A 19,381-nucleotide genomic window follows, 5' to 3' on the forward strand; every position below is an offset into this window, starting at 1 on the left:
AGGGCGACACGGGAGGCGCGACAGCCTTCCGAGGGATGGCAACCCGCCAAAGAGGCCCCGCCTGTCATGAGGCACGCGAGCGCGGCCCCATAGACAAGCGGTCGCCCCGCGCCCCACGCAGGCAGAGTGATGCCCCAGGGAAGCAGGAGCGCGGTCGCGACAGCCGCTTCGAGCGGGCGTGAGGCAGCCGACGCAGGCACCCTCCGTGCGCCCGTCGAGCCCTCGGCCGCCAATCGCCCCGATTCCTCGCCGTCCGAATGGCCATGGGCGGCGGGTTGGCGATCTGACATCCCGATGAGCTCGAGGAGCGCCTTCCTACCCGTCACACTGGCCTTTTTGTAGACGCGTGCCATGGTGCTGCGAACCGTTGCGGGCTTCACCCCCAGAAGCTCGCCCACCTCCCTGGAGCTCCCCCCGCACACGACCCCGACCGCCACCTCGAGCTCGCGGAGAGCGAGCCCGAGGCCTAGCAGGGCCTCCCTGGTCTCCTCGTCCGGCCTCACATGCCCGTCTCCGAACGAGGGCTCAGGCTCTGCCGAATGACTCCGTCGTCCCTCGGCCCCATGTGCGGAGAGGGCAAAGAGGCAACGAGCGCGAGGCAGCCAGCACGCCGCGGCAATGAGGGAGAGCAGTGCATACGGCCACGAGACCGCCTGACCAAGGGGAATCACCCTCGTAAGGGACCACCAGGCAAAGGATCCGACGCCCACGCGCATGGGCATCGGATCCAGCTTGCCGTCAGGGGTCGCACTCACCCCCAGGAGGATCAGCGACGCCACGGGAATCACGACAAGGTTCACGGGAGAGAAGCCAGTCGTCCAGAGCCTGCCGGGCGCCATACGACCGTCGACGACGGCCGTGACGGCATATGACAGCCCCCTGACGAGAAAACCCGCCGCGATCGCGGCGAGACCCCCTCCGCCGCTTGGCTTCTTCTCGTCAAGGCCGCACGAGGCGCCGCGAGGGGGACGCGTCTCCTCCCCGGACGGGCATGAGGAGAGGGCGAGCGCGGAGGCGAACGCAAGCACGGGAGTCGCCAGGAGCCAGGCGTGCCGGAAGGAGGCGAACCAATCCATGTCGAAGGGCCATGCGTATCGTGACATTCTCGCAAGCGAGAGGCAGAGCGCCCACTCCACGGAAGCCAGCGACGCAAGGGCAACGACGCCAGCGGCTCGGAGCCGTCGCGCGAGGCCATCCGGAACAACGCGAGCGAGGACGAATCCCGCACAAAGCCCAAGCGCCACCAGCGCCTGGTTGCCGGACAACGCTGGGTTCGGCGCCGTCAACGCATAGAACGGCATCGTCGTGAGGAGGGCGAGCTCCACAAGGCGGACCAGAGGCCCACGGCCTTCCGCAAAGCGCGCTTCCATCGGCTGGACTCCTCCCCCTCTCTAGACACACACATCATAGGAGCTCGCCCTGCACGGCAGGAAAACCACTCGCACGACGCGGGTGCCGCTCGCCGCCGCCTGGCATACTATGAAATCGTTCTCAGATAAGATTATAAGCAGATATGCAGACGTGCTGGCAGGGTCCGTGCACACCTCGGCACACCCAGGGAAGGGGCATTTCATGAGCGACGAATCCTGGCGTCCCAAACTCCACCTTGCACCCCAGAAAGGCTCCCTCAGCGACCCCAACGGACTGTGCCAGTTCCGCGGCACCTATCACATCTGCTGCCAGAACGCCCCCGAGTACCCCGGCAACTTCGACAGCCCCCACGGCTGGGGCCACTACGTCAGCCGCGACCTGACCAACTGGGTCTTCCTGGGCTGCCAGGTCATGCCCGACTGCCCCTCCGACAAGGACGGCTCCTACTCTGGAGGCGCCTACCTCGCCACCCCCGAGGACGGCGCCGACCACGGCGGCGAGGTCTGGTACTACTACACGGGCAATGTCCGCCTGCCCGAGGGTGACGGCACGCTCGCCGGCCGCCTTGCCAACCAGACGCGCATGCGCAGCTACAACGGCATCCACCTGGGCCCCAAGGAGGTCGTGCTCGACAACTCCGGCTACCCCGCCTACTGCTCCAACCACGTGCGCGACCCCAAGGTCTGGAAGCAGGACGGCGCCTTCCACATGCTGCTGGGCGCGAGGACGCGCGAGGACAGCCGCGGCGCGGTTCTGTGCTATCGCTCCGAGGACGGCGAGGCCTGGGAGCTCGAGGGCTCGGTCACCAACACCGACCCCACGCCCTTCGGCTACATGTGGGAGTGCCCCGACCGCATCGTCCTCGCAGACGAGAAGGGCGCGCCCCACGAGTTCCTTGCCACCTGCCCCCAGGGCACGGACGAGCTCGGCCTCCCCTACATGCTCCAGAACGTGCACGGCAACGGCTACTTCCCCATCGAGGGGACCCTTCTGGACCTTCTCCACCAGGACCATGAGCTCATGGACGCCAAGGCCCCACACGCCGCCATCGACCAGACGACCTTCGTCGAGTGGGACCACGGCTTCGACTTCTATGCCTGCCAGACCCTCGTAGACGAGAGGGGCCGCACGCTCCTCGTGGGCTGGATGAGCCTGCCCCATGACAAGGACGACGTGCGACCCTACGACAATCCCACCAGCACCTGGCGCGGCTGCCTCACGGTCCCGCGCGAGCTCGCGCTGGGTCCGGACGGACACATCCTTCAGAACCCCGTGGCGGAAATCGACGCGCTCCGCGGGAAGGCGGTCGCCTTCGAGGGCAGCGCCAGCATCCCCAAGGTGTCGGACCTCGTGGTCTCTGGCATCGAGGGAGAAGGCACCCTGCGCTTCGACGACGCCCTCGAGCTGCGCTTCCACGACGGGGTGGCAGAGTTGGAGTTCATCGACGACGAGGCGGGCCAGGGCAGGAAGGTCCGCCGCGCCAGGGTCGATGCCGTGCGCGACGTCCGCATCATCATGGACACCTCCGTCCTCGAGATCTTCGTCAACGGCGGCGAGACCGTCTTCGGCACCCGCTACTACAGTGACCCCGAAGACATCAGGGTGTACCTCGACTTCCCCAAGGCCACTGCCGTCTGGTACCCCATGTCGCCCATCAGCGTCAACTACGTCGTCGACCGCTAGTCAGCACCCGACACCGCAAGACAGCCACCACGGAGAGGCACACATGCAGAGCATCAACTTCCACACGCAACGGGGCTGGATGAACGACCCCAACGGGTTCATCTACTACAAGGGCGAGTACCACCTCTTCTACCAGTACTTCCCCCACGCCACGCAATGGGGGACCATCTGCTGGGGACACGCCATCAGCCCCGACCTCGTCAACTGGCAGCAGGAGGACATCGCGCTGTTCCCCTCCAAGCCCGCAGACCAGAACGGCTGCTTCTCGGGCAGCGCCATCGAGAGCGGGGGCAGGCTCCGCCTCTTCTACACGGGCGTCCATTACGACGAGTTCGACCCCGACGACATCAACAAGTGCATTCCTGGCCACTTCACCTCGGCGCAGCTCACCATCGAGTCGCCCGACGGCCGCAACTTCAACAACTTCGAGGACAAGCGCGTCATCATCCCACCCATCGAGGACCCCGAGCTGGGCGACGCCACCCACACGCGCGACCCGAAGGTATGGCAGGGTTCCGATGGCTGGTACCTGGTCCTGGGCAGCAACATCCACCGCAGGCAGGGAGAGGTCCTCTTTTACAGGAGCCAGGACCTCGTCAACTGGGAGTACGTCAACCGCACCGTCCTCGATCCCGAGCTTGGCTGGATGTGCGAGTGCCCCGACCTCTTTAGGGTCGACGGGAGCACCGTGCTCCTCGCCTCGCTGATGGGCTATGAGGGCGGCAGCGACCAAAGCGTCTGCTTCGTCGTCGACTACAACGAAGCGGGCTGCTCCATCGAGTTCACTGGCGAGCGGCGCCTCACCGACTACGGCCACGACTTCTATGCGCCGCAGACCACGACCGATGCCGAGGGTCGTCGCGTCATGGTGGGCTGGATGCGCATGCCCGAGCCCGTCGACGACAAGTGGATCGGCATGTTCACCGCACCGCGCATAATCGAGGTCGTCAACGGGCACACCTACTTCCGCCTGCATCCCAACGTACGCCATGCCATCGCCCACCGCACCAATGCGTCAGCGCACCACCGTCCCTATCTCTTCGGGACCACCTTGCACGAAGGCGACCACATCGACATCGGCGGTCTGCGCGTGTGGCAGGACAAGAACCGCGTCCACGTCGACCGCAGCAAGGTCTACCGTCCGCGCGAGGGCTTCACGCATATGCACTCCATGACGCCCGAGGTGGCAGACGAGAACAAAATCGAGATGCTCGTGCACGGGCACATCGTCGAGGTCTACGTCAATGACGGCGAGTACGTCATCAGCAACATGGTCTATGGCCTGGGCAACTCGATGTCCACCAACTCGTCAGCGGACTTCACCATCCTCGGCCTCTAGGCCACGCACGGAGGCACGACATCCACAGCACCCACCAGCCGCAGGGAGAGTCACATGAGGTTCGAGAACAAGATCATGCTCATCACCTACGCCGACAGCCTGGGGAAGAACCTCCGGGACCTCGACCAGGTGCTTGCCAGGCACTTCGACAAGGCCGTGGGCGGGGTGCACATACTGCCCTTCTTTCCTAGCTCGGCAGACCGCGGCTTCGCCCCCATGCGCTATGACATCGTCGACCCCGCCCTTGGCAGCTGGGATGACGTGCGTCGCATAGGCGAGAGGCGCTATCTGATGTTCGACTTCATGATCAACCACATCTCGCGCCAATCTCCCTACTTCCAGGACTTCCTGGCCAAGAAGGACGAATCGGAGTTCGCCGACTTCTTCATCAGGTACAAGGACTTCTGGCCGGGGGGCGCCCCGACCCAGGAACAGGTGGACGCCATCTACAAGCGCAAGCCCAAGGCGCCGAGCGTCGTGGCGGAGTTCGCCGACGGCAGTCGCGAGGACGTGTGGTGCACCTTCGGGGGGGAGCAGATCGACATCAACATCAGGTCCGATCGCGCGCAGCGCTTCTTCCGCGAGACGCTGACCCACATGGCCGAGAACAACGCCTCCATCATTCGCCTCGACGCCTTCGCCTACGCCGCCAAGCGCGCGGGCAGCAGCTGCTTCTTCGTGGAGCCGGATACGACCGAGCTCCTGCGCGACATGCAGGAGGTGCTTGACCCCTACGACGTCATGGTGCTCCCCGAGATTCACGAGCACTACACCATCCAGATGCAGGTCGCGGACAAGGGCTACTGGGTCTACGACTTCGCCCTGCCCGTGCTGACCCTGCATGCCCTCTATTCGGGCGAGGGCAGCTACCTCGCAAACTGGCTCACGATGAGCCCCAAGCACCAGTTCACCACCCTCGACACCCACGACGGCCTGGGCATCGTCGACGTGAAGGACCTGCTGCCCGACGAAGCCGTCGACTACACCAAGGACAAGATGTTCTCGGAGGGGGCCAACGTCAAGAAGGTCTACAACACCGAGGCATACAACAACCTCGACATCTATCAGGTCAACACCACCTACTACTCCGCACTCGGCAATGACGATGACGCCTACCTGCTCGCCCGCGCCATCCAGTTCTTCGCCCGCGGCGTGCCCATGGTCTACTACGTCGGCCTTCTCGCTGGCAGCAACGACATAGAGCTGCTCGAGTCCACCAAGGAGGGCCGCAACATCAACCGCCACTACTACAGCGTCGACGAGATAGACCGCGAGGTCGAGCGCCCCGTCGTGAGGGACCTCGTCGGGCTGATGGAGCTGCGGAACAGCCATCCCGCGTTCGACATCGAGGGCGAGCTCGAGGCAGACGCCCAGGGCAGCAGGCTTCGCATCCGCCGCACCGCAGGCGAAGCCTGGGCGCAGCTCGACGCGGACCTCTCGTCGCATTCCTTCGAGGTAACACACTCGTAGGGACATGGCCACCGACGGGCACGGCGCCCTCCAACCTAGCCGGAGCCCGAACACGAAGGAGCACCCCTTGCTACCCGCAAACACGCACTTCCCCCAAGGCATCGGCGCGGCATTCTATGACCTGGACGGCACCATCCTCGACCTGACCCGCGTCTCCGAGCGCACGGTCGCCGCCCTGGAGGCCGTGCATGCGGCGGGCTGCGCCAACGTCATCTCGACCGGCCGCAACCTGCCCATCGTGCCCGACGCCATCAGGCTGCCCTGCATCGACTACTACATCACCGTCAATGGCGGCCAGATCCTCGACGGCGACGGCCGGCACCTCACAGGCAAGGCAATCCCCCGTGACACGGCGCTCGACATGGCTCGTTGGCTGCACTCCCGTGGAGCCGGCCTCAACGTGCTCACCTCGAGGGGGGCCTACTTCGAGAAGCGACTCGTGTCCTACATGACCCAGGCCGTGCATCGACTGGACGACAGCAGCACCCTGAGCGACGAGGACCTCGACGAAGAGATCTCGAGCATCCCCAACCGCTTCACCGTCGACGACATCGAACCCGAGATTCTCGCGGTCGACGAGGTGACGAGCTTCGTCGAGAAGATGGGTGCCTGCTTCGACACCGCAGACGACCTGGCGCGCGATGCCGCAGAGTTGGAAGGGCGAGGAGACCTGCAGATTGCCGTCGTCACCCCCACCGAGATAGAGATCACCCTCAAGGGGGTCGAGAAGGGCTCGGGCATCGAATGGGTGCGGGAGAGGCTGGGGCTTGACAGGGAACAGCTCGTGGCCTTTGGTGACTCGGGCAACGACCTGCCCATGGTGCCCCATGTGGGAGCCTTCGTCGCCGTGGGCAACGCCTCCGAGGCGGTCATGTCGCAGGCGACATGTGTCGTCGACACGATGTGGGAGGACGGCGTCGCCAAGTGGCTCGAGCACGCCCTCAAGGGTGAGTGGTACGAGGCATAGCCACTGACTTGTCCGCCGCAGCGGAGGTTTGGGACAATGCGCGGCTGGCCCACCCCGTAGGGAGAGAGCCAGCCGCGCGCTCCATTCGCAAACTGCGCGTGACTTCACGATGACCTGCAGCTTCGCACAGGCGCGCGCAAACTACGGCTAATCTGCGCGCGCCCGTGGCCACGTGCAATGCCACGCGTCACGCGGGCGTGCTACGCCCCTAGCCCACGTTGTTGAAGACAAAGGCGCCCATCTCCCAGGCGCCGTGCCATGCCTGGAGGTCGGACGTCACGTGCAAGTCGGTAACCTCCAGGGGATACCAGCGCGTGGTCATGGTCTTCTCTCCCCCGTTTACGTAAATCTCTATGACAGAGGTGTCCACCAGGATGCGCAGGTCGGTCACGCGTCCCGCGCTCAAGGCCGAGAGGGGCAGGCGGCGGTTGGTGCGCCAGCGTCCCGAGGGACTCTGAAAGTCGAGCTCGAGCATGTCCCCATGGAGGAGGAGCTCGAGGTCGGAGCCAATGATGACGCGCCCCTCTCCCTTGATGTCCTTGATGAGCACGTCCGCCGTCCCGTTGGGGAAACGGGCCGACTTCGCCCCCGTGACGTCGAACATGTCGCAGGTCGTCTGCGACCCCACATAGCCCGTGGCGCCCGGCGCGGCGCCCTCGCTAAACTCGACTTCCGTGCCGCGCAGGGAGTCCACCTCCTCGACGGGCCAGAAGCACACCCGGCCGGACTCGTTGAGGGAGAGCTCGCGCGGCAGGGTCAGCGTGTGCATCCACTCGCGCGTCGGCGTCTCGTACTGGAACTCCACGTCTGGCAGGCCGATCCACCCCACGCAGAGCACACGGCCGCGCTCATCTTCGAAGACCTGGGGGCAGTAGAAGTCGAAGCCGTAGTCGGTCTCGACGAAGTCCCCCTCGTCGAAGCAGGCATAGGGCCCCTCGCCGTCCATTCCCTTCGGGTCCCGCCCAAGCAGGTCGATGACCTTCCCCTCCACCGGGAAGTAGCCGCAGTTGTGGATGTTCTGATACTTGAACGGCTGCTTGGGGACCCCTTGGGGACACACGAAGAGGAACTCGCGACCGTCCAGTCGAACGGCGTTGGGGCATTCCCACATATAGCCGAAGCCCCTTCTGCCGCGCGACGTCGCCGACCCCTCGAACTCCCAGGCGAGCCCATCGCCCGAGCGATATAGGAGCACGGCGCCACGACTGTCCGACGTACGGGCGCCCAGCAGCATGTGGAAGGCCCCGTCCTGCTCCCACACCTTGGGGTCGCGCACGTGGTTGGAGCAGTAGGCGGGATATCCCTCGTTGTCGAGGACGCAGACCTTCTCGCTGAACGTGTTGCCGTCCTCGGAGGTCACGAGTATCTCGTTTGCACGACGCCCCTCGAAGTCATAGTCATGCTCGCCGGGGTCGAGCACGTTGCCCGTGTAGTAGCACCACAGCCTGTCATCCTTGACCAGCGCGGACCCCGAGTAGGAGCCGTTGCGGTCAAGCTCGCAATCGGGCCGGATCACCTCGCCATGGAAGGTCCAGCTCACGAGGTCCTCGCTCGTCCAGTGCCCCCAGCCATGCCCCACGGCGGGCCACTTGGGCGTGTACTGGTGAAACCAGTGGTAGACCCCGTTGAGCTGGGACAGGCCGTTGGGGTCGGTCAGGCCGCCCGTGGGCGTCTGCAGGTGGAAGCGCAGTCGCCAGTTGTGCTTGGGGTTCCAGTTGATGTCGACGGCCATGGGGCTTCCTCGATTCGGGAGGGTTGACGTGGGTGCGCGCGAGGGGCAGGCGTCGGCTGGCTACGCCAGGACCCCAAGCACTTCGGCACGCTCGGGCATCGCGGGGATGCCGCCACGCTTGCGGACGCAGAGCGACGCCACGGCATTGCCCATGCGAGCCATCCCCACTGCCTCATCAAGTGCCACCTCTGCGGGGGCCAGACCGCTTTCGAGAAAGGCGGCAAGGAACCCGCCCCAGAAGGAGTCGCCGGCACCCGTGGTGTCCACCGCCTCGGTCTTGAACGGCGGAACTGCCGTGGCGCCATCTTTGGTGCATACCAGGGCGCCTTCGGAGCCCAGGGTGACGCAGCAGACCTTCACTCCACCAGAGACCAGCGCCCTCGCCGCTTCGGCGGGGTCGCGGCGACCGGTCAGCAGCTCGCACTCGTTGTCACTCATCTTCATGATGTCCATGTAAGGCACCACGGCGCGCATCTGCTCCGTGGCCGCCTCCACGCCCGGCCAGAGGTTGGCGCGGTAATTGGGGTCATAGCTCATAACGCAGCCGGCGGACCTTGCCACGTCCAGCGCAGCGAAGGTCGCGGAGCGTGCAGGTTCGTCGGTGAGGGAGAGGGAGCCGATGTGGAAGACCCTGCTCTCGGCGATGAGCCTCGTGTCGAGCTCGTCGGTGGTGATCTGGGTGTCGGCCCCAGGCTTGCGCGCGAACGAGAAGGAACGGTCTCCCTGCTCGTCGAGCGCCACGAAGGCCAGGGTCGTGAAGTAGCTCGGATCCGTCAGCAACCCTCGCACGTCGATGTTGTTGGCCTCCATCGTGGCACGCAGGAACCTGCCGTGCATGTCGTCACCGACCTTGCCCAGAAAGGCAGTCTGGTGACCCAGGCGCTGGAGGGCGACCAGCACGTTTGCCGGTGCACCCCCAGGGTTTCGCTCGAAGAGCTTCTGGCCGGCGTCAGATATGCCCGCGTCCGTAAAGTCTATGAGCACCTCACCCATAGCAGTAACGTCAATCATGCCGAGCTCCCTTTCAAACGATGGGTCGGCCCACAAGGGCCCTCATTCCAACGGGGGGCAGCCGCTCGTGGCAGCCGCCCCCCACACGCGCATGTCTGGCGCAAGCGCCCTATCCGAGTTCGATGAGCGCGGCTCCGGCCTTCACCGCGCCGCCAATGTGGGTGTTGACGGTCCCGTACTCGTCAGTGTTGGTGACGATGACCATGGTCGTCGGATCGAGATTGGCGGCCTTGATGGCACCGAGGTCGACCTCCATGAGCAGGTCACCCTTCTTGACTACCGCACCCACGGTGGTGTGAGGCGTGAAGGGCGCGCCCTTGAGGTTGACGGTGTCGATGCCGATGTGGATCAGAATCTCGGCACCCTCGTCAGAGAGCAGGCCGATGGCGTGGCCGGTCTCGGCCAGGACCGTGACGGTGCCCGTGACGGGGGCGTACATCTTGCCGTCGCTGGGAACCACGGCGGCGCCGTCACCCATCGCCTTGCTGGCGAAGACGGGGTCGTCCACCTGATCGAGGCCGATCGCCTGACCGGCGCAGGGCGCGAAGATGACCTCGGCGTCGGTGGGGGCGGTGACGCCCTGGTTGGACTGGGCGACGCTCGCGGCGACCGCAGCGGTCTGGTTGGCAGCCGCCTGGGTGGAGGCAACGGCCTGCTCGGGCAGGGACTTGCCCTGCCTCTTGGCGTCGGCCTCGTCGGAGTAGAGGGTCCAGGTGATACCGAAGGCGACCGCAAAGGCGGCGGCGAACATGATGACATAGCCAACGGCATTGTCGATGCAGAGCAAGATGCCGAAGATGCCGGTCACGCCGGTGCCGGTGGCAGAGAGGTTGGTGAAGTAGCAGATCACGCAGCCGACGGCAGAGCCGACCATGCCAGCGACGAAGGGCTTAACCTTGGGCAGGTTGACGCCGAAGATTGCGGGCTCGGTGATGCCAAGCAGGCAGGAGATGCCGGAGGGCACCGCGAGGGCCTTGGTCTTGTCAGACCTGGTCTTGAGGGCAACGGCCAGGCAGGCACCGCCCTGCGCGATGTTTGCGGCAGAGGCCAGGGGCAGCCAGTAGGTGACGCCGTGCTGGGCGATCATCGAGACGTCGATGGCGGTGTACATCTGGTGCAGGCCAGTGACGACCGACGGGCTGTAGATCAGGCCGATGACCGCGTTGCCAAGGCCGAAGGGAACGGAGAGCAAGGCCATGAGCAGGCCAAGGATGGCGTTCTCGAGGAAGACGAAGATGGGGCCGATGAAGAGGATCGTCACGTAGGCCGCGATCGAGACGGACAGGAGCGGCGTCAGGAAGAGGTCGAACATCTCGGGGACGATCTTGTGCAGGCGCTTCTCGAAGAAGCAGAGAATCCAGACTCCCACGAGGATGGGAATGACATGCCCCTGGTAGCCCACCCAGTCGATGCTATAGAGACCGGGGATGACGTTGAAGGTGACCATCGTGCCGTCGGCGATGGCGGTGGAGGCGTTGTATGCGTTGATGAAGTCACCGCTGATGAGCAAGGCACCCAGTGACGCGCCGAGGTAGGGGTTGCCGCCGAAGACAGTTGCGGCGGAGAAGCCCAGGAGGATCTGGAGGTTCGCAAGCGCGCAGGCGTTGATCAGGCCCGCGATCTTCCAGTACACGTTGTTGGAGAGGTCGACGTTCGGGAAGAGGAAGGGGATGGCCCCCATGATGCCCATGAGCATGCCGGAGGCGACGATTGCCGGGATGATGGGGACGAAGACGTCAGAGAGGACCTTGATGGCCGCCATGAACTTGTTCTGGTTCTTGGCGGCAGCCTCCTTGACCTCGGCCTTGCTCGCCGCGCTGATGTTGCCCTGGCCGATGAACTCGTCGTAGACCTTGTCGACCGTGCCCGTGCCAAAGATGATCTGCAGCTGGCCCGAGGCCTCGAAGTTGCCCTTCGCGCCGGGGATGTCCTCGAGCTTGTCCTTGTCGATCTTGCCGTTGTCGGCAATCACGAGGCGTAGTCGGGTCGCGCAATGAGCGGCGGACACGACGTTTGACGCGCCTCCGATCGCCTCCAGCGTGGCCCTTGCGGCCTCTTTGTAATCCAGCGCCATTCTTCCTCCCTTGTCCTGCTACGACCTGCAGTCTTAGGTCTGTGTGAAATCGTTCTCACACCTTTGAATAAGATTAGGAGGACGCCTTCACAAAAGGAACACCTTTTGCCGAGCGCATGCGAACGGTAGGTTTTTGTCGACAAACGGGGAACTTTGCAGGCGGGCGAACCTGCCGCTCCCTCGCCGACGGAGGCGAAGGACTATGCAGGACTGTGCGTCGAGCCTCCCAGGACGAGCTTGTAGCCCATCTTGACCTCATGCGGGGCTGCCTCGCTCTGCTCCATCAGCTCGAGGAGCATGCGTGCCGCCTCCGCGCCGCTGGTGCGATAGTAGTAGTGGGCGGTGGTGAGGCTGGGGCTCACCACCTTGGCGAGCATGGAGTCGCCTAGCCCCGTGAGGCGCACGTCCCCCGGCACGACGCGTCCGCTGTCGTGGAGGTACAGCAGGGCACCCGCCGCGATCTCGTCGGTGGCGCAGACGATGGCGTCCGTCTGAGGATGGGCCTCCATGATCCTTGCCGCGCAGTCGAAGCCCGACCGCACGTTGAACCTGCCTTCCTCGATGGGTGCCGCGTCCACGTCGAACCCCTGGTGCCCGATGGCGTCAACGAAGGCCTTGCGACGAAGGAAGCCCGTCGCGTAGTCCCTCTCGGGCACGGCTATGAAGGCAGGATGGCTGCTGCCCACGGTACAGCAGAGCGTGAGGTCATACATGCTGTCATAGTCGTTGAAGTAGACGCAGTTGACGCCTTTGACATGCTGGCCCAGCACCACGAGGGGCAGGGGAAGGCTCCTGAAGAGTCGCTCGTGCTCTTCCGTTATCTCAGTCCCGATGAGGATGATGCCGTCGCTCCGGCCCTGGTCGGCCAAGGACTTGATGTATGAGATCTCTGCCGATCCGTCGCCGTCCGTGTTGGCGAGCACGGTGCTGTAACCCGAGGCGACAAGGACCGAGGTGATGCCCGCAACCTCCCGCGCGATGGACTCGGAACTGATCTTGGGGATGATGACCCCAACGAACTGCGTCTTGCCCGTGCGCAGGGTGCGCGCCTGCTGGGACGGCACATAACCCGTCTGCTCGATCACGCGGGCGATGCGCTTGCGCTTCTCCTCGCTGACATACCCGTCGTTGAGGTAGCGCGACACGGTGGCCCGCGACACGTTCGCCATCTGGGCGATTTCGTTGATGGTCATGCCCTGTCCCCCCAAGACGCGCCCGACCGTCCCGCGAGGAAGGCACGGACCTCGTCCAGGCGCTTGGTCGCCTGCTCCCTGCCCTGCAGGTAGAGGTCCAGCAGCTTCCCCCCGTCATGCTCGTTGGTCGAGACCTCGACGGGCTGCGCGGGCGCTATCACCAGGACCGGGCTCGACTCCTCGGCCTCGAGGGCGAAGAGCCTCTCGCGCTTGGCGTTGTACGAGGAGGCACGCACGGAAAGGGCCTCCTCGTAGTAGGGGAAGCCGTCGTAGCAATGGCTCCGCACCGTGATGCGCTCGTTGAGGCCGGACTTCTGGTAGTCGCGGTCCTGCGTGATCACCACCAGGGCGCGCTCGGCCGGTTCGTAGCCCTTGACCTTCGCCGCGCCCTCACGCCCCAACGCCACCTCGAAGGGGATGGAGTCCGTGGTGCCGCCATCCAGGTAGCGGTGCCCGTCGATCTGCACCATGCTGGAGACCAGCGGAAGCGAAGCCGAGGCGCGCACCTTGACCACGTCCTCGGGAAAGCTCGCACACTCCAGGTAGGCGGGAGTGCCAAACACCACGTCGCTCGCCACGGCAAACATGCGCGTGGCATTGGCGTTGAAGGCCACGTCGTCACCTGGGTCCAGGTGGTTCTGGATCTCCTCGTACATGAACTCGCCACCAGCGAGGTTGCCCGTCGTGGCAAAGGACCAGAGCGACATGAAGCGCCGGTCGTCCCGGAAGGCGAGCATGATGCGCATCGTGCGCCCGATCTGGCGCGACTTGTAGCTCGCCGCGTTGATGGCACCCGCCGAGACTCCCCAGACGCTTGCGAAGTCATAGATGCCTCTCTCTTGCAGCACGTCCAGGACGCCAGCCGTGAACATGCCCCTGAAACCGCCGCCCTCGAGGACGAGCGCGTTGCCTCGTGCCATGCAATCCCCCTCCCGTCAGTGCCGCCGCCCAACGCCAACGGTCCGCTGGCATCGGGCATCCGAGCCATTCTCATCATGGATGATATAGTGCAGCAAAAGGGAGAGGAGCGCCTGCCACGACTAGGCGCGCACGGGGAAGAGGGCAAGATGGACGCTACTGCATTATTCAAGTTCTCATCTGGTCTGTATGTCGTGTCCGCAAGGGCGGACGACGGTGACGTGGGCGCCTGCGTCATCAACACCGGACTCCAGCTCACGAGCAAGCCCCTGCAGGTCGCAGTCGTGGTGAACAAGCAGAACCACACGGAGCAGGTGATCGAGAAGGCCGGTCACTTCGCGCTCGCGCCCCTGACCCAGACGGCAGACATGCCCTTCGTCGGCCGCTTTGGCTTCCGCAGCTCAACCGACTTCGACAAGTTCGAGGGCATCCAGAGCGACATGACCGGCAACGGCGACCCCTATCCCACCGAGCACGTCGCGGCAATGGTCTCGTGCAAGGTGGTGCAGAGCCTGGACGTCGGCACCCACATGCTCTTCGTCGGAGAACTGGACGACGCGCGGAACCTCCTTGCGGAGGAGCCCCTCACCTATGCCTACTACCATGCGGTCCTCAAGGGAAAGACGCCTCCGAAGGCTTCGTCCTACGTTCCCGAGTAGGCCAGAAAGCAACAGGCACGTGCCTCGCACGTCGGCGTCATCCTTTCGGGACGGCACTTTGGCAGCGCCTTTTTACGGATAGCGCAAAGGCTGACACCACGCGTCACATGTCACACAAGCCCCCTCCCGCACAAGGCGGGAGGGGGCTGACGTCATCATGGTGGAGGTGCGGAGAATCGAACTCCGGTCCAAAGCAATCCCCTGGCAGGTGTCTCCAAGCTCAGTCGTTGGTTGGCTCTCGGACGCCTCGCACCCAACGACACGCGTTCGGCATCCCAGTTGGTTCGGTCTTAGCCTGCGGCATACCAACCACGTCCGCAGGAGCATCTCCCTAGAATGACGTCACCCCGAAGACGGGAGCGATCCCCGGTTAGACGGCTGCTAGTAAATTAAGCAGCGAGGGCGTAAGAGCCCTGATAAGAGTTGTCGTCAATTCAATTTGACGGTACCCCTGTTTAACGTGGCGAGGAGACCACGGCTTGCTGCCCACCTCAGAACTACCCTGTCGAAACCAGTCACCCCCATGAGGTTGTGGGGCTGCTGCCACCATGCGCGCTGTCAAAGTTCAAGAACGGGCGATGTGCGTCAAAGGACGACGCGTCCGGTGTCCGTATTCTACCCAAGGGCGACAAGGGGCGAGGCGGGATTCGGTGAAAGTGCAAGCCCACCACCCGTGCCCCGCCCCAGGCTGGGCCTCGGGCACCCGACGTCACGACGAGATGCAGACGGACGCCGTGCTACAGCTCGGCCATTCCCCTGCTACGTCCCACGACGAGCGCCACGAGGAGAATGGCAAGCGCATAGAGCATCGCGACCCCAAGCGAACCGAGCAGCGGAGCTATGGTCAAAAGCGAGACCTCCGAGGGCGCAGAGGCGCCCGTGATAACCTGCGTACACCAAAAGCTGGGCACGAAGTGCGCCGCTGCGACGACCGCCGAGGGAAGCATGCCAAGGTCAATCCACGCGCCCCCCATGAAGGACATGGCCATCCCCAAGATGACGGCAACGGCATTTGCGGCATTCTCGCTTGCTCCGAGCTGACCCAACAGGAAGCCCACGCATGTCGACACGAGCGCATAGACCAGAAGGCCCAGGACCGAGAGCGTCACGAGAGCCGGCGACTCCAACAGGCTCTGCCTTGCAAAGAGGACGACGCCCAGAAGCGAGGTAAGCGCCCACGCGAAGAGGCCGACCGTCAGACATGCGGCATAGAGCCGCAGGTTGCGCCTGCGGGCGGTGGTCGGCGCACCCATCCTGCGCTCGCGTATGGCCCGCCCGCTGAGCCTGGTCATCAGGATGGCGATGCAGACGGTGACGCTCGCGAACAGGGGATAGGTGGCAAACATGCAGTAGGTCTGAAACGACTTCGGCAGGGGCGTCGTAGCCTGGGGAATCAGGCTTGCCTCGACCTCGCTTTTCATGGCCTCGTTCACGTGCGCCACGATTCCGTCCTGGTCGAAGCCGGTCGTGGCGGCATAGCCATAGAGCCCGCTTGCATAGGACGTGACGCTGGCCTGCATGAGCGCTCCGGCGCCGGACTTGTAGGAGACGTAGGCCTCGAGGCCAGGCGCTGAGGCCCCAGCCCTGGCCGCGGCGACGAGCTTCTCGCCCCAGCCCTCGGGAATCACGAGGATGTAGCTCACCGTGCCCCTGGCAACGGCGTCCTGGATGGCCCGAACGTCATCGGCCAGCTCTCGGTGGTCCCCTTGGGCTAGGACCGCGTCCTTGAGACCCCGAGAGAGCCTGGAGCCATCCCTGTCGATGACCGCAACGCGCGTGGGGTCATACGAGAACGCGGACGCCGGTTGGTCGTTGGAGGCGCTCGCCCCTATGAGGACGCCCATGAGGTTCATGAGAACGAGGTAGATGGCTATGTAGGCCTTATGACCCCAGATGATCTTGAGCAGAGACCTAAAGGTGGGCATAGGAGAGCCTCCTCATGCGAAGGACGGCGACGGCAAAGAACGCGGTTGCCATGGCGAGCAGGACGAGACAGCTCTCGAAGAATGGCCCCAGAGTGTCGTAATACAACAGGGCGTAGAAGCAGTTCGCCATATGCCACAGCGGGTTAGCGTGAGAGAGAGCGGGGGACGCCAGCTCGACGGCGTCAGCCAGACCCTGTGCCGTCGGTCCATAGAGTCCCGTGAAGAGCGAAAGCAGGCAGCTGATTCCCGAGACCGCACCCGTCTCAATACGGGTGGTGCCAAGCGCGGCGCCCAGCGCACAGCTCATCAGGGATGAAACCGCGAGGGCAACGAAGGCATAGCCTGCCTCGCCGCCAAAGCCGACTCCCACGACCAGCCACATGAAGAGGTAGGTCGTGCAAAGGCATGCCAACTCGCAGACCCAGGCCGCCAGCAGCGTCGCCAGGAGAATGCGCCAGCGCGGCGTTCCTGCCATGGCGCTGCGCACGCCAAGGGCCGAAATGCCCGACTGCGTCCTCTTGACGGCAAGGACGGGCCAGCATCATGCCCATTCCGGCGGACATGGCCAGCAGGGAGTAGTAGTAGCGCGCGTCGGGGTCGGGGGCGACCTTGGTGACCTGCAGCTCTTGCGTGTCAACGCCTCGAGAGAAGGTGGTCGTCAAATCACCGCCGGCAAGAAGCTGGGGGGCCTGCCTTGCGACGTCGGCAATCTCCATCCGCGTGCGCAGGTAGGAGTTGAGCGCCACCCGCATCGCCGCGGGGCTCAGCTTGCCGTTCAGGGACGCGTCGACGTGCAGCCGGGGAACGCCTTCGCCGTCAACCGTGACGTAGCCGTCTATCGCACCATCGCGCGCCGCCGCAATGGCGTCTGCCTCGCTGCCAAAGCGGCTGAGGGACGCAAGCCCCCCATCGTCGCCGGATATGAGGTCGAGCATCTGGCCAAGGCCATATGCCCTCTCGTAGTCCCCATCCTCCACGACGCCGAGGCACTCAGGTCAGTGATGGCCGGCCAGAGCGTCCTGGAGGGAGAGGTCCTGGAGAGGGCGACGACGCTGGGCGGGAGCGTTGTGACAGGCGACGAGTCCGCCCTGGCGCCGCTCTCCCAGCGCGAGCGAGAGGTGGTCAGACTCGTCTCGGAGGGCCTCGACAACTCCCAGATCGCCGCGCGCCTATTTCTCTCGGAGGGGACGGTGCGCAATCACATCAGCGCGATCCTTGCCAAGCTCGCCCTGAGGAACCGCACCCAGATAGCCGTCTTCTACTACAAAAGGTGCCAATAGGCAGAACGCCGCCAAGGGCAGGAGGAAGGCGGCCTACGACTCCTGGCTCGCCCTGCCCTCTCGGTCATGGAACATGAGGGTGATGGCCAAGGCGAGAAGCACGCAGCTCACGCGGATGGCAGACAGTTCGAGGGGCGCCAACAGCCAGTTCCCCAACACTGCACCCACGACGAAGCAGGCGATCACGCCGTAGTAGAGCACCGCCGTCCTGAGGTGGACGCGGCCGCGACCGTGCGCGTACGAGACCAGCGCCTGCGTGCCGCTACGAAGGTTCCCTATGCACATGGTGGTGGCGAATGGCCTGCCGTGGAGCTTTCGGAACGCCTGGACCTGCATGCCACAGGCAAGCGAGGTGAGGCTGTTGGCGAGCAGGTTGAGCTCGTCCGGCATGAACGAGACCGCAAGGAGCAGGAGCACCTCAACGACGAGGACGTACTGCCTCCAGTGAAGCCCGCGCGGCATGCGGAGCTTGAGCTCGTGCGCGAGGACGCAGCCCACGGCGAAGCCCAGGACGGGGCAGGCGTAGCGCGTGGTCGCGGCGAAGTCTCCGGCAGAGAGGTGCACCCCCAGGAGCAGCAGGTTTCCCGTCTGGGCGTTGGCGAAGACCTTGCCGCGCCCAAGGTAGGAGTAGGCGTCCATGAGCCCGCCCGAGAGGGCGAGGATGAGGGCGAGCTCTATTGATTCGGATGTCTGCGACGCGCGCTTGCGCAAGGCTGGGCCTCCCTTGATTCGACCGCCCCCTACCCTACTACGCGTGAGCGAGCCCGTTCGACGCCACACCCGCCCGACACATTCCATCCCGCGTCAAAAGGAACGGCTGGTTGCCCAGCCGTCCCAGGAGGTCACGCTATGTGGTTCAGGCTACTCCTCGACGAGCTCGAACATGTCGGCACCGACGCCGCACATGGGGCAGGTGTAGTCCTCGGGAAGCTCGGGGGTGTCGACCTCGACCTCGAAGCCACAGACGGTGCACACGAACTTGTAGGTCTTCTCGTCAGCCATGGGTGTTTCCTCTCTCCGTTGGCCGCCCGTTCCCCGCGGGCGCGCCAGTTTGTTACCCGAATGGGCGCAATTATCATACCCCACGCAAAGTACCTGCGGCAACGCCGTCTGCCGAGAAGCCATGGCAAACCATGGCCCCAGATGCCCAACTCCCTTGCTAGCGGCTGCGCTCCTTGAGGGCGCGCTGTATGTCGCGGTCCGTCTGCTTCTTGGCGAGGTCGGCCCTCTTGTCATAGAGCTTCTTGCCGCGCCCTAGGCCGAGCTGCAGCTTGACCCGATTGTGCTCGTCGAAGTAGAGCTCCAGGGGCACGATGGCCTGGCCCTTGGTGCGGAGCTTGCCGTCCAGGAAGTCAATCTGCCTGCGGTGCATGAGCAGGCGCCTCCTGCGATCGGGGTCCACGTTCCACACCCCCCCGTTAGAGTAGGGGTGGATGTGCATCCCCACCAGGAAGAGCTCTCCCCCACGGATGATGCAGAAGGAGTCCGTGATCTGGGCCGAGCGCTCGCGCAGGCTCTTGACCTCGGTACCCGTGAGCTCGATGCCGGCCTCCCAAGTCTGGTCGATGAAGTAGTTATGCCATGCGGTGCGGTTCTTCGAGATGGTCCTCTTCTGGCGCCTAGTCGGAGCTGGCATTGCCGTCGCCCCCCTCCTCGTCCTCGGCGCGGATCAGCCTGAGCAGCTCCATGGCGGCCTCCTCGCCCACCAGATCGCGGGCGCGGAGGGTGAGCTGGGCCGCCGTGTCGCGCTGGCCGAGGT

The 19,381-nt window shown here is 64.8% G+C and carries 17 protein-coding genes and 1 other RNA gene; 6 read left to right on the top strand and 12 right to left on the bottom strand.

Translation table 11 applies throughout. The annotated features are described in order from the left end of the window. Nucleotides 1-1,325, bottom strand: a 1,325-nt coding sequence (locus BQ7388_RS12370; protein ID WP_200781450.1) for a helix-turn-helix domain-containing protein, incomplete at its 3' end; no start/stop codon positions are given. A gap of 247 nt (nt 1,326-1,572) precedes the next feature. Between BQ7388_RS12370 and BQ7388_RS07745 the strand changes: the two genes are divergently transcribed. The 4 genes from BQ7388_RS07745 to BQ7388_RS07760 all read left to right on the top strand — a co-directional run bounded on the left by BQ7388_RS07745 (nt 1,573) and on the right by BQ7388_RS07760 (nt 6,830). Further along, the gene (locus BQ7388_RS07745) at nt 1,573-3,054 is read left to right on the top strand and encodes a glycoside hydrolase family 32 protein (RefSeq protein WP_072500180.1); all 1,482 of its coding nucleotides are present in this window, start codon (nt 1,573-1,575) and stop codon (nt 3,052-3,054) included. Between the two features lie 43 nt (nt 3,055-3,097). Beyond that, a complete protein-coding gene (locus BQ7388_RS07750) occupies nt 3,098-4,393 on the top strand; it encodes a glycoside hydrolase family 32 protein (protein WP_072500181.1) in 1,296 nt (431 codons plus the stop codon). A gap of 54 nt (nt 4,394-4,447) precedes the next feature. Then, the gene (gtfA, locus tag BQ7388_RS07755) at nt 4,448-5,863 is read left to right on the top strand and encodes a sucrose phosphorylase (protein ID WP_072500182.1); all 1,416 of its coding nucleotides are present in this window, start codon (nt 4,448-4,450) and stop codon (nt 5,861-5,863) included. A gap of 67 nt (nt 5,864-5,930) precedes the next feature. Then, on the top strand, nt 5,931-6,830 hold the full coding sequence (locus BQ7388_RS07760) for an HAD-IIB family hydrolase (protein ID WP_072500183.1): 900 nt from the start codon (nt 5,931-5,933) through the stop codon (nt 6,828-6,830). Between the two features lie 208 nt (nt 6,831-7,038). Here BQ7388_RS07760 and BQ7388_RS07765 read toward each other — a convergent pair whose 3' ends face one another. From BQ7388_RS07765 to BQ7388_RS07785, 5 genes are all read right to left on the bottom strand, one after another. Then, the gene (locus BQ7388_RS07765; protein ID WP_072500184.1) at nt 7,039-8,562 is read right to left on the bottom strand and encodes a glycoside hydrolase family 32 protein; all 1,524 of its coding nucleotides are present in this window, start codon (nt 8,560-8,562) and stop codon (nt 7,039-7,041) included. 60 nt (nt 8,563-8,622) lie between these two features. Next, the gene (locus BQ7388_RS07770; protein WP_072500185.1) at nt 8,623-9,573 is read right to left on the bottom strand and encodes a carbohydrate kinase family protein; all 951 of its coding nucleotides are present in this window, start codon (nt 9,571-9,573) and stop codon (nt 8,623-8,625) included. Between the two features lie 109 nt (nt 9,574-9,682). Continuing rightward, entirely contained in the window at nt 9,683-11,647 is a 1,965-nt protein-coding gene (locus BQ7388_RS07775; protein WP_062529333.1) for a PTS sucrose transporter subunit IIABC, read from the bottom strand. Nucleotides 11,648-11,847: 200 nt separating this feature from the next. Further along, a complete protein-coding gene (locus BQ7388_RS07780) occupies nt 11,848-12,840 on the bottom strand; it encodes a LacI family DNA-binding transcriptional regulator (protein WP_072500186.1) in 993 nt (330 codons plus the stop codon). After that, the gene (locus BQ7388_RS07785; protein WP_072500187.1) at nt 12,837-13,760 is read right to left on the bottom strand and encodes a patatin-like phospholipase family protein; all 924 of its coding nucleotides are present in this window, start codon (nt 13,758-13,760) and stop codon (nt 12,837-12,839) included. The genes BQ7388_RS07780 and BQ7388_RS07785 overlap by 4 nt, the downstream gene beginning before the upstream one ends. A 147-nt stretch (nt 13,761-13,907) precedes the next feature. Between BQ7388_RS07785 and BQ7388_RS07790 the strand changes: the two genes are divergently transcribed. Continuing rightward, nucleotides 13,908-14,417 carry a flavin reductase family protein gene (locus tag BQ7388_RS07790; RefSeq protein WP_072500188.1) on the top strand — a complete coding sequence of 170 codons (510 nt, stop codon included), beginning with the start codon at nt 13,908-13,910 and terminating at the stop codon, nt 14,415-14,417. A gap of 158 nt (nt 14,418-14,575) precedes the next feature. Here the strand turns inward: BQ7388_RS07790 and ssrA are convergent. The 3 genes from ssrA to BQ7388_RS07805 all read right to left on the bottom strand — a co-directional run bounded on the left by ssrA (nt 14,576) and on the right by BQ7388_RS07805 (nt 16,817). Beyond that, nucleotides 14,576-14,940, bottom strand: a transfer-messenger RNA (tmRNA) gene (gene ssrA / locus BQ7388_RS07795). A gap of 214 nt (nt 14,941-15,154) precedes the next feature. After that, nucleotides 15,155-16,342 (bottom strand): ABC transporter permease, encoded by a 1,188-nt coding sequence (locus tag BQ7388_RS07800; RefSeq protein WP_072500189.1) that lies wholly within the window; start codon nt 16,340-16,342, stop codon nt 15,155-15,157. Continuing rightward, a complete protein-coding gene (locus tag BQ7388_RS07805; RefSeq protein WP_129583189.1) occupies nt 16,329-16,817 on the bottom strand; it encodes an ABC transporter permease in 489 nt (162 codons plus the stop codon). Before BQ7388_RS07805 ends, BQ7388_RS07800 begins: the two co-directional genes overlap by 14 nt. A 316-nt stretch (nt 16,818-17,133) precedes the next feature. On the opposite strand from BQ7388_RS07805, the gene BQ7388_RS13055 reads away from it, so the two are divergent. Then, nucleotides 17,134-17,622 (top strand): helix-turn-helix transcriptional regulator, encoded by a 489-nt coding sequence (locus tag BQ7388_RS13055; RefSeq protein ID WP_234946900.1) that lies wholly within the window; start codon nt 17,134-17,136, stop codon nt 17,620-17,622. A 33-nt stretch (nt 17,623-17,655) separates the two neighbouring features. Here BQ7388_RS13055 and BQ7388_RS07815 read toward each other — a convergent pair whose 3' ends face one another. The 3 genes from BQ7388_RS07815 to smpB form a co-directional block, all read right to left on the bottom strand. Then, a complete protein-coding gene (locus tag BQ7388_RS07815; RefSeq protein ID WP_072500191.1) occupies nt 17,656-18,333 on the bottom strand; it encodes a YoaK family protein in 678 nt (225 codons plus the stop codon). A 150-nt stretch (nt 18,334-18,483) separates the two neighbouring features. After that, nucleotides 18,484-18,624 carry a rubredoxin-like domain-containing protein gene (locus tag BQ7388_RS07820; RefSeq protein ID WP_009278154.1) on the bottom strand — a complete coding sequence of 47 codons (141 nt, stop codon included), beginning with the start codon at nt 18,622-18,624 and terminating at the stop codon, nt 18,484-18,486. Between the two features lie 157 nt (nt 18,625-18,781). After that, a complete protein-coding gene (gene smpB / locus BQ7388_RS07825; protein ID WP_072500192.1) occupies nt 18,782-19,258 on the bottom strand; it encodes an SsrA-binding protein SmpB in 477 nt (158 codons plus the stop codon). Between the last annotated feature and the right edge of the window lie 123 nt (nt 19,259-19,381).

The sequence above is a fragment of the Olsenella phocaeensis genome (assembly GCF_900120385.1).
Taxonomy (GTDB): Bacteria; Actinomycetota; Coriobacteriia; order Coriobacteriales; family Atopobiaceae; genus Olsenella_I; species Olsenella_I phocaeensis.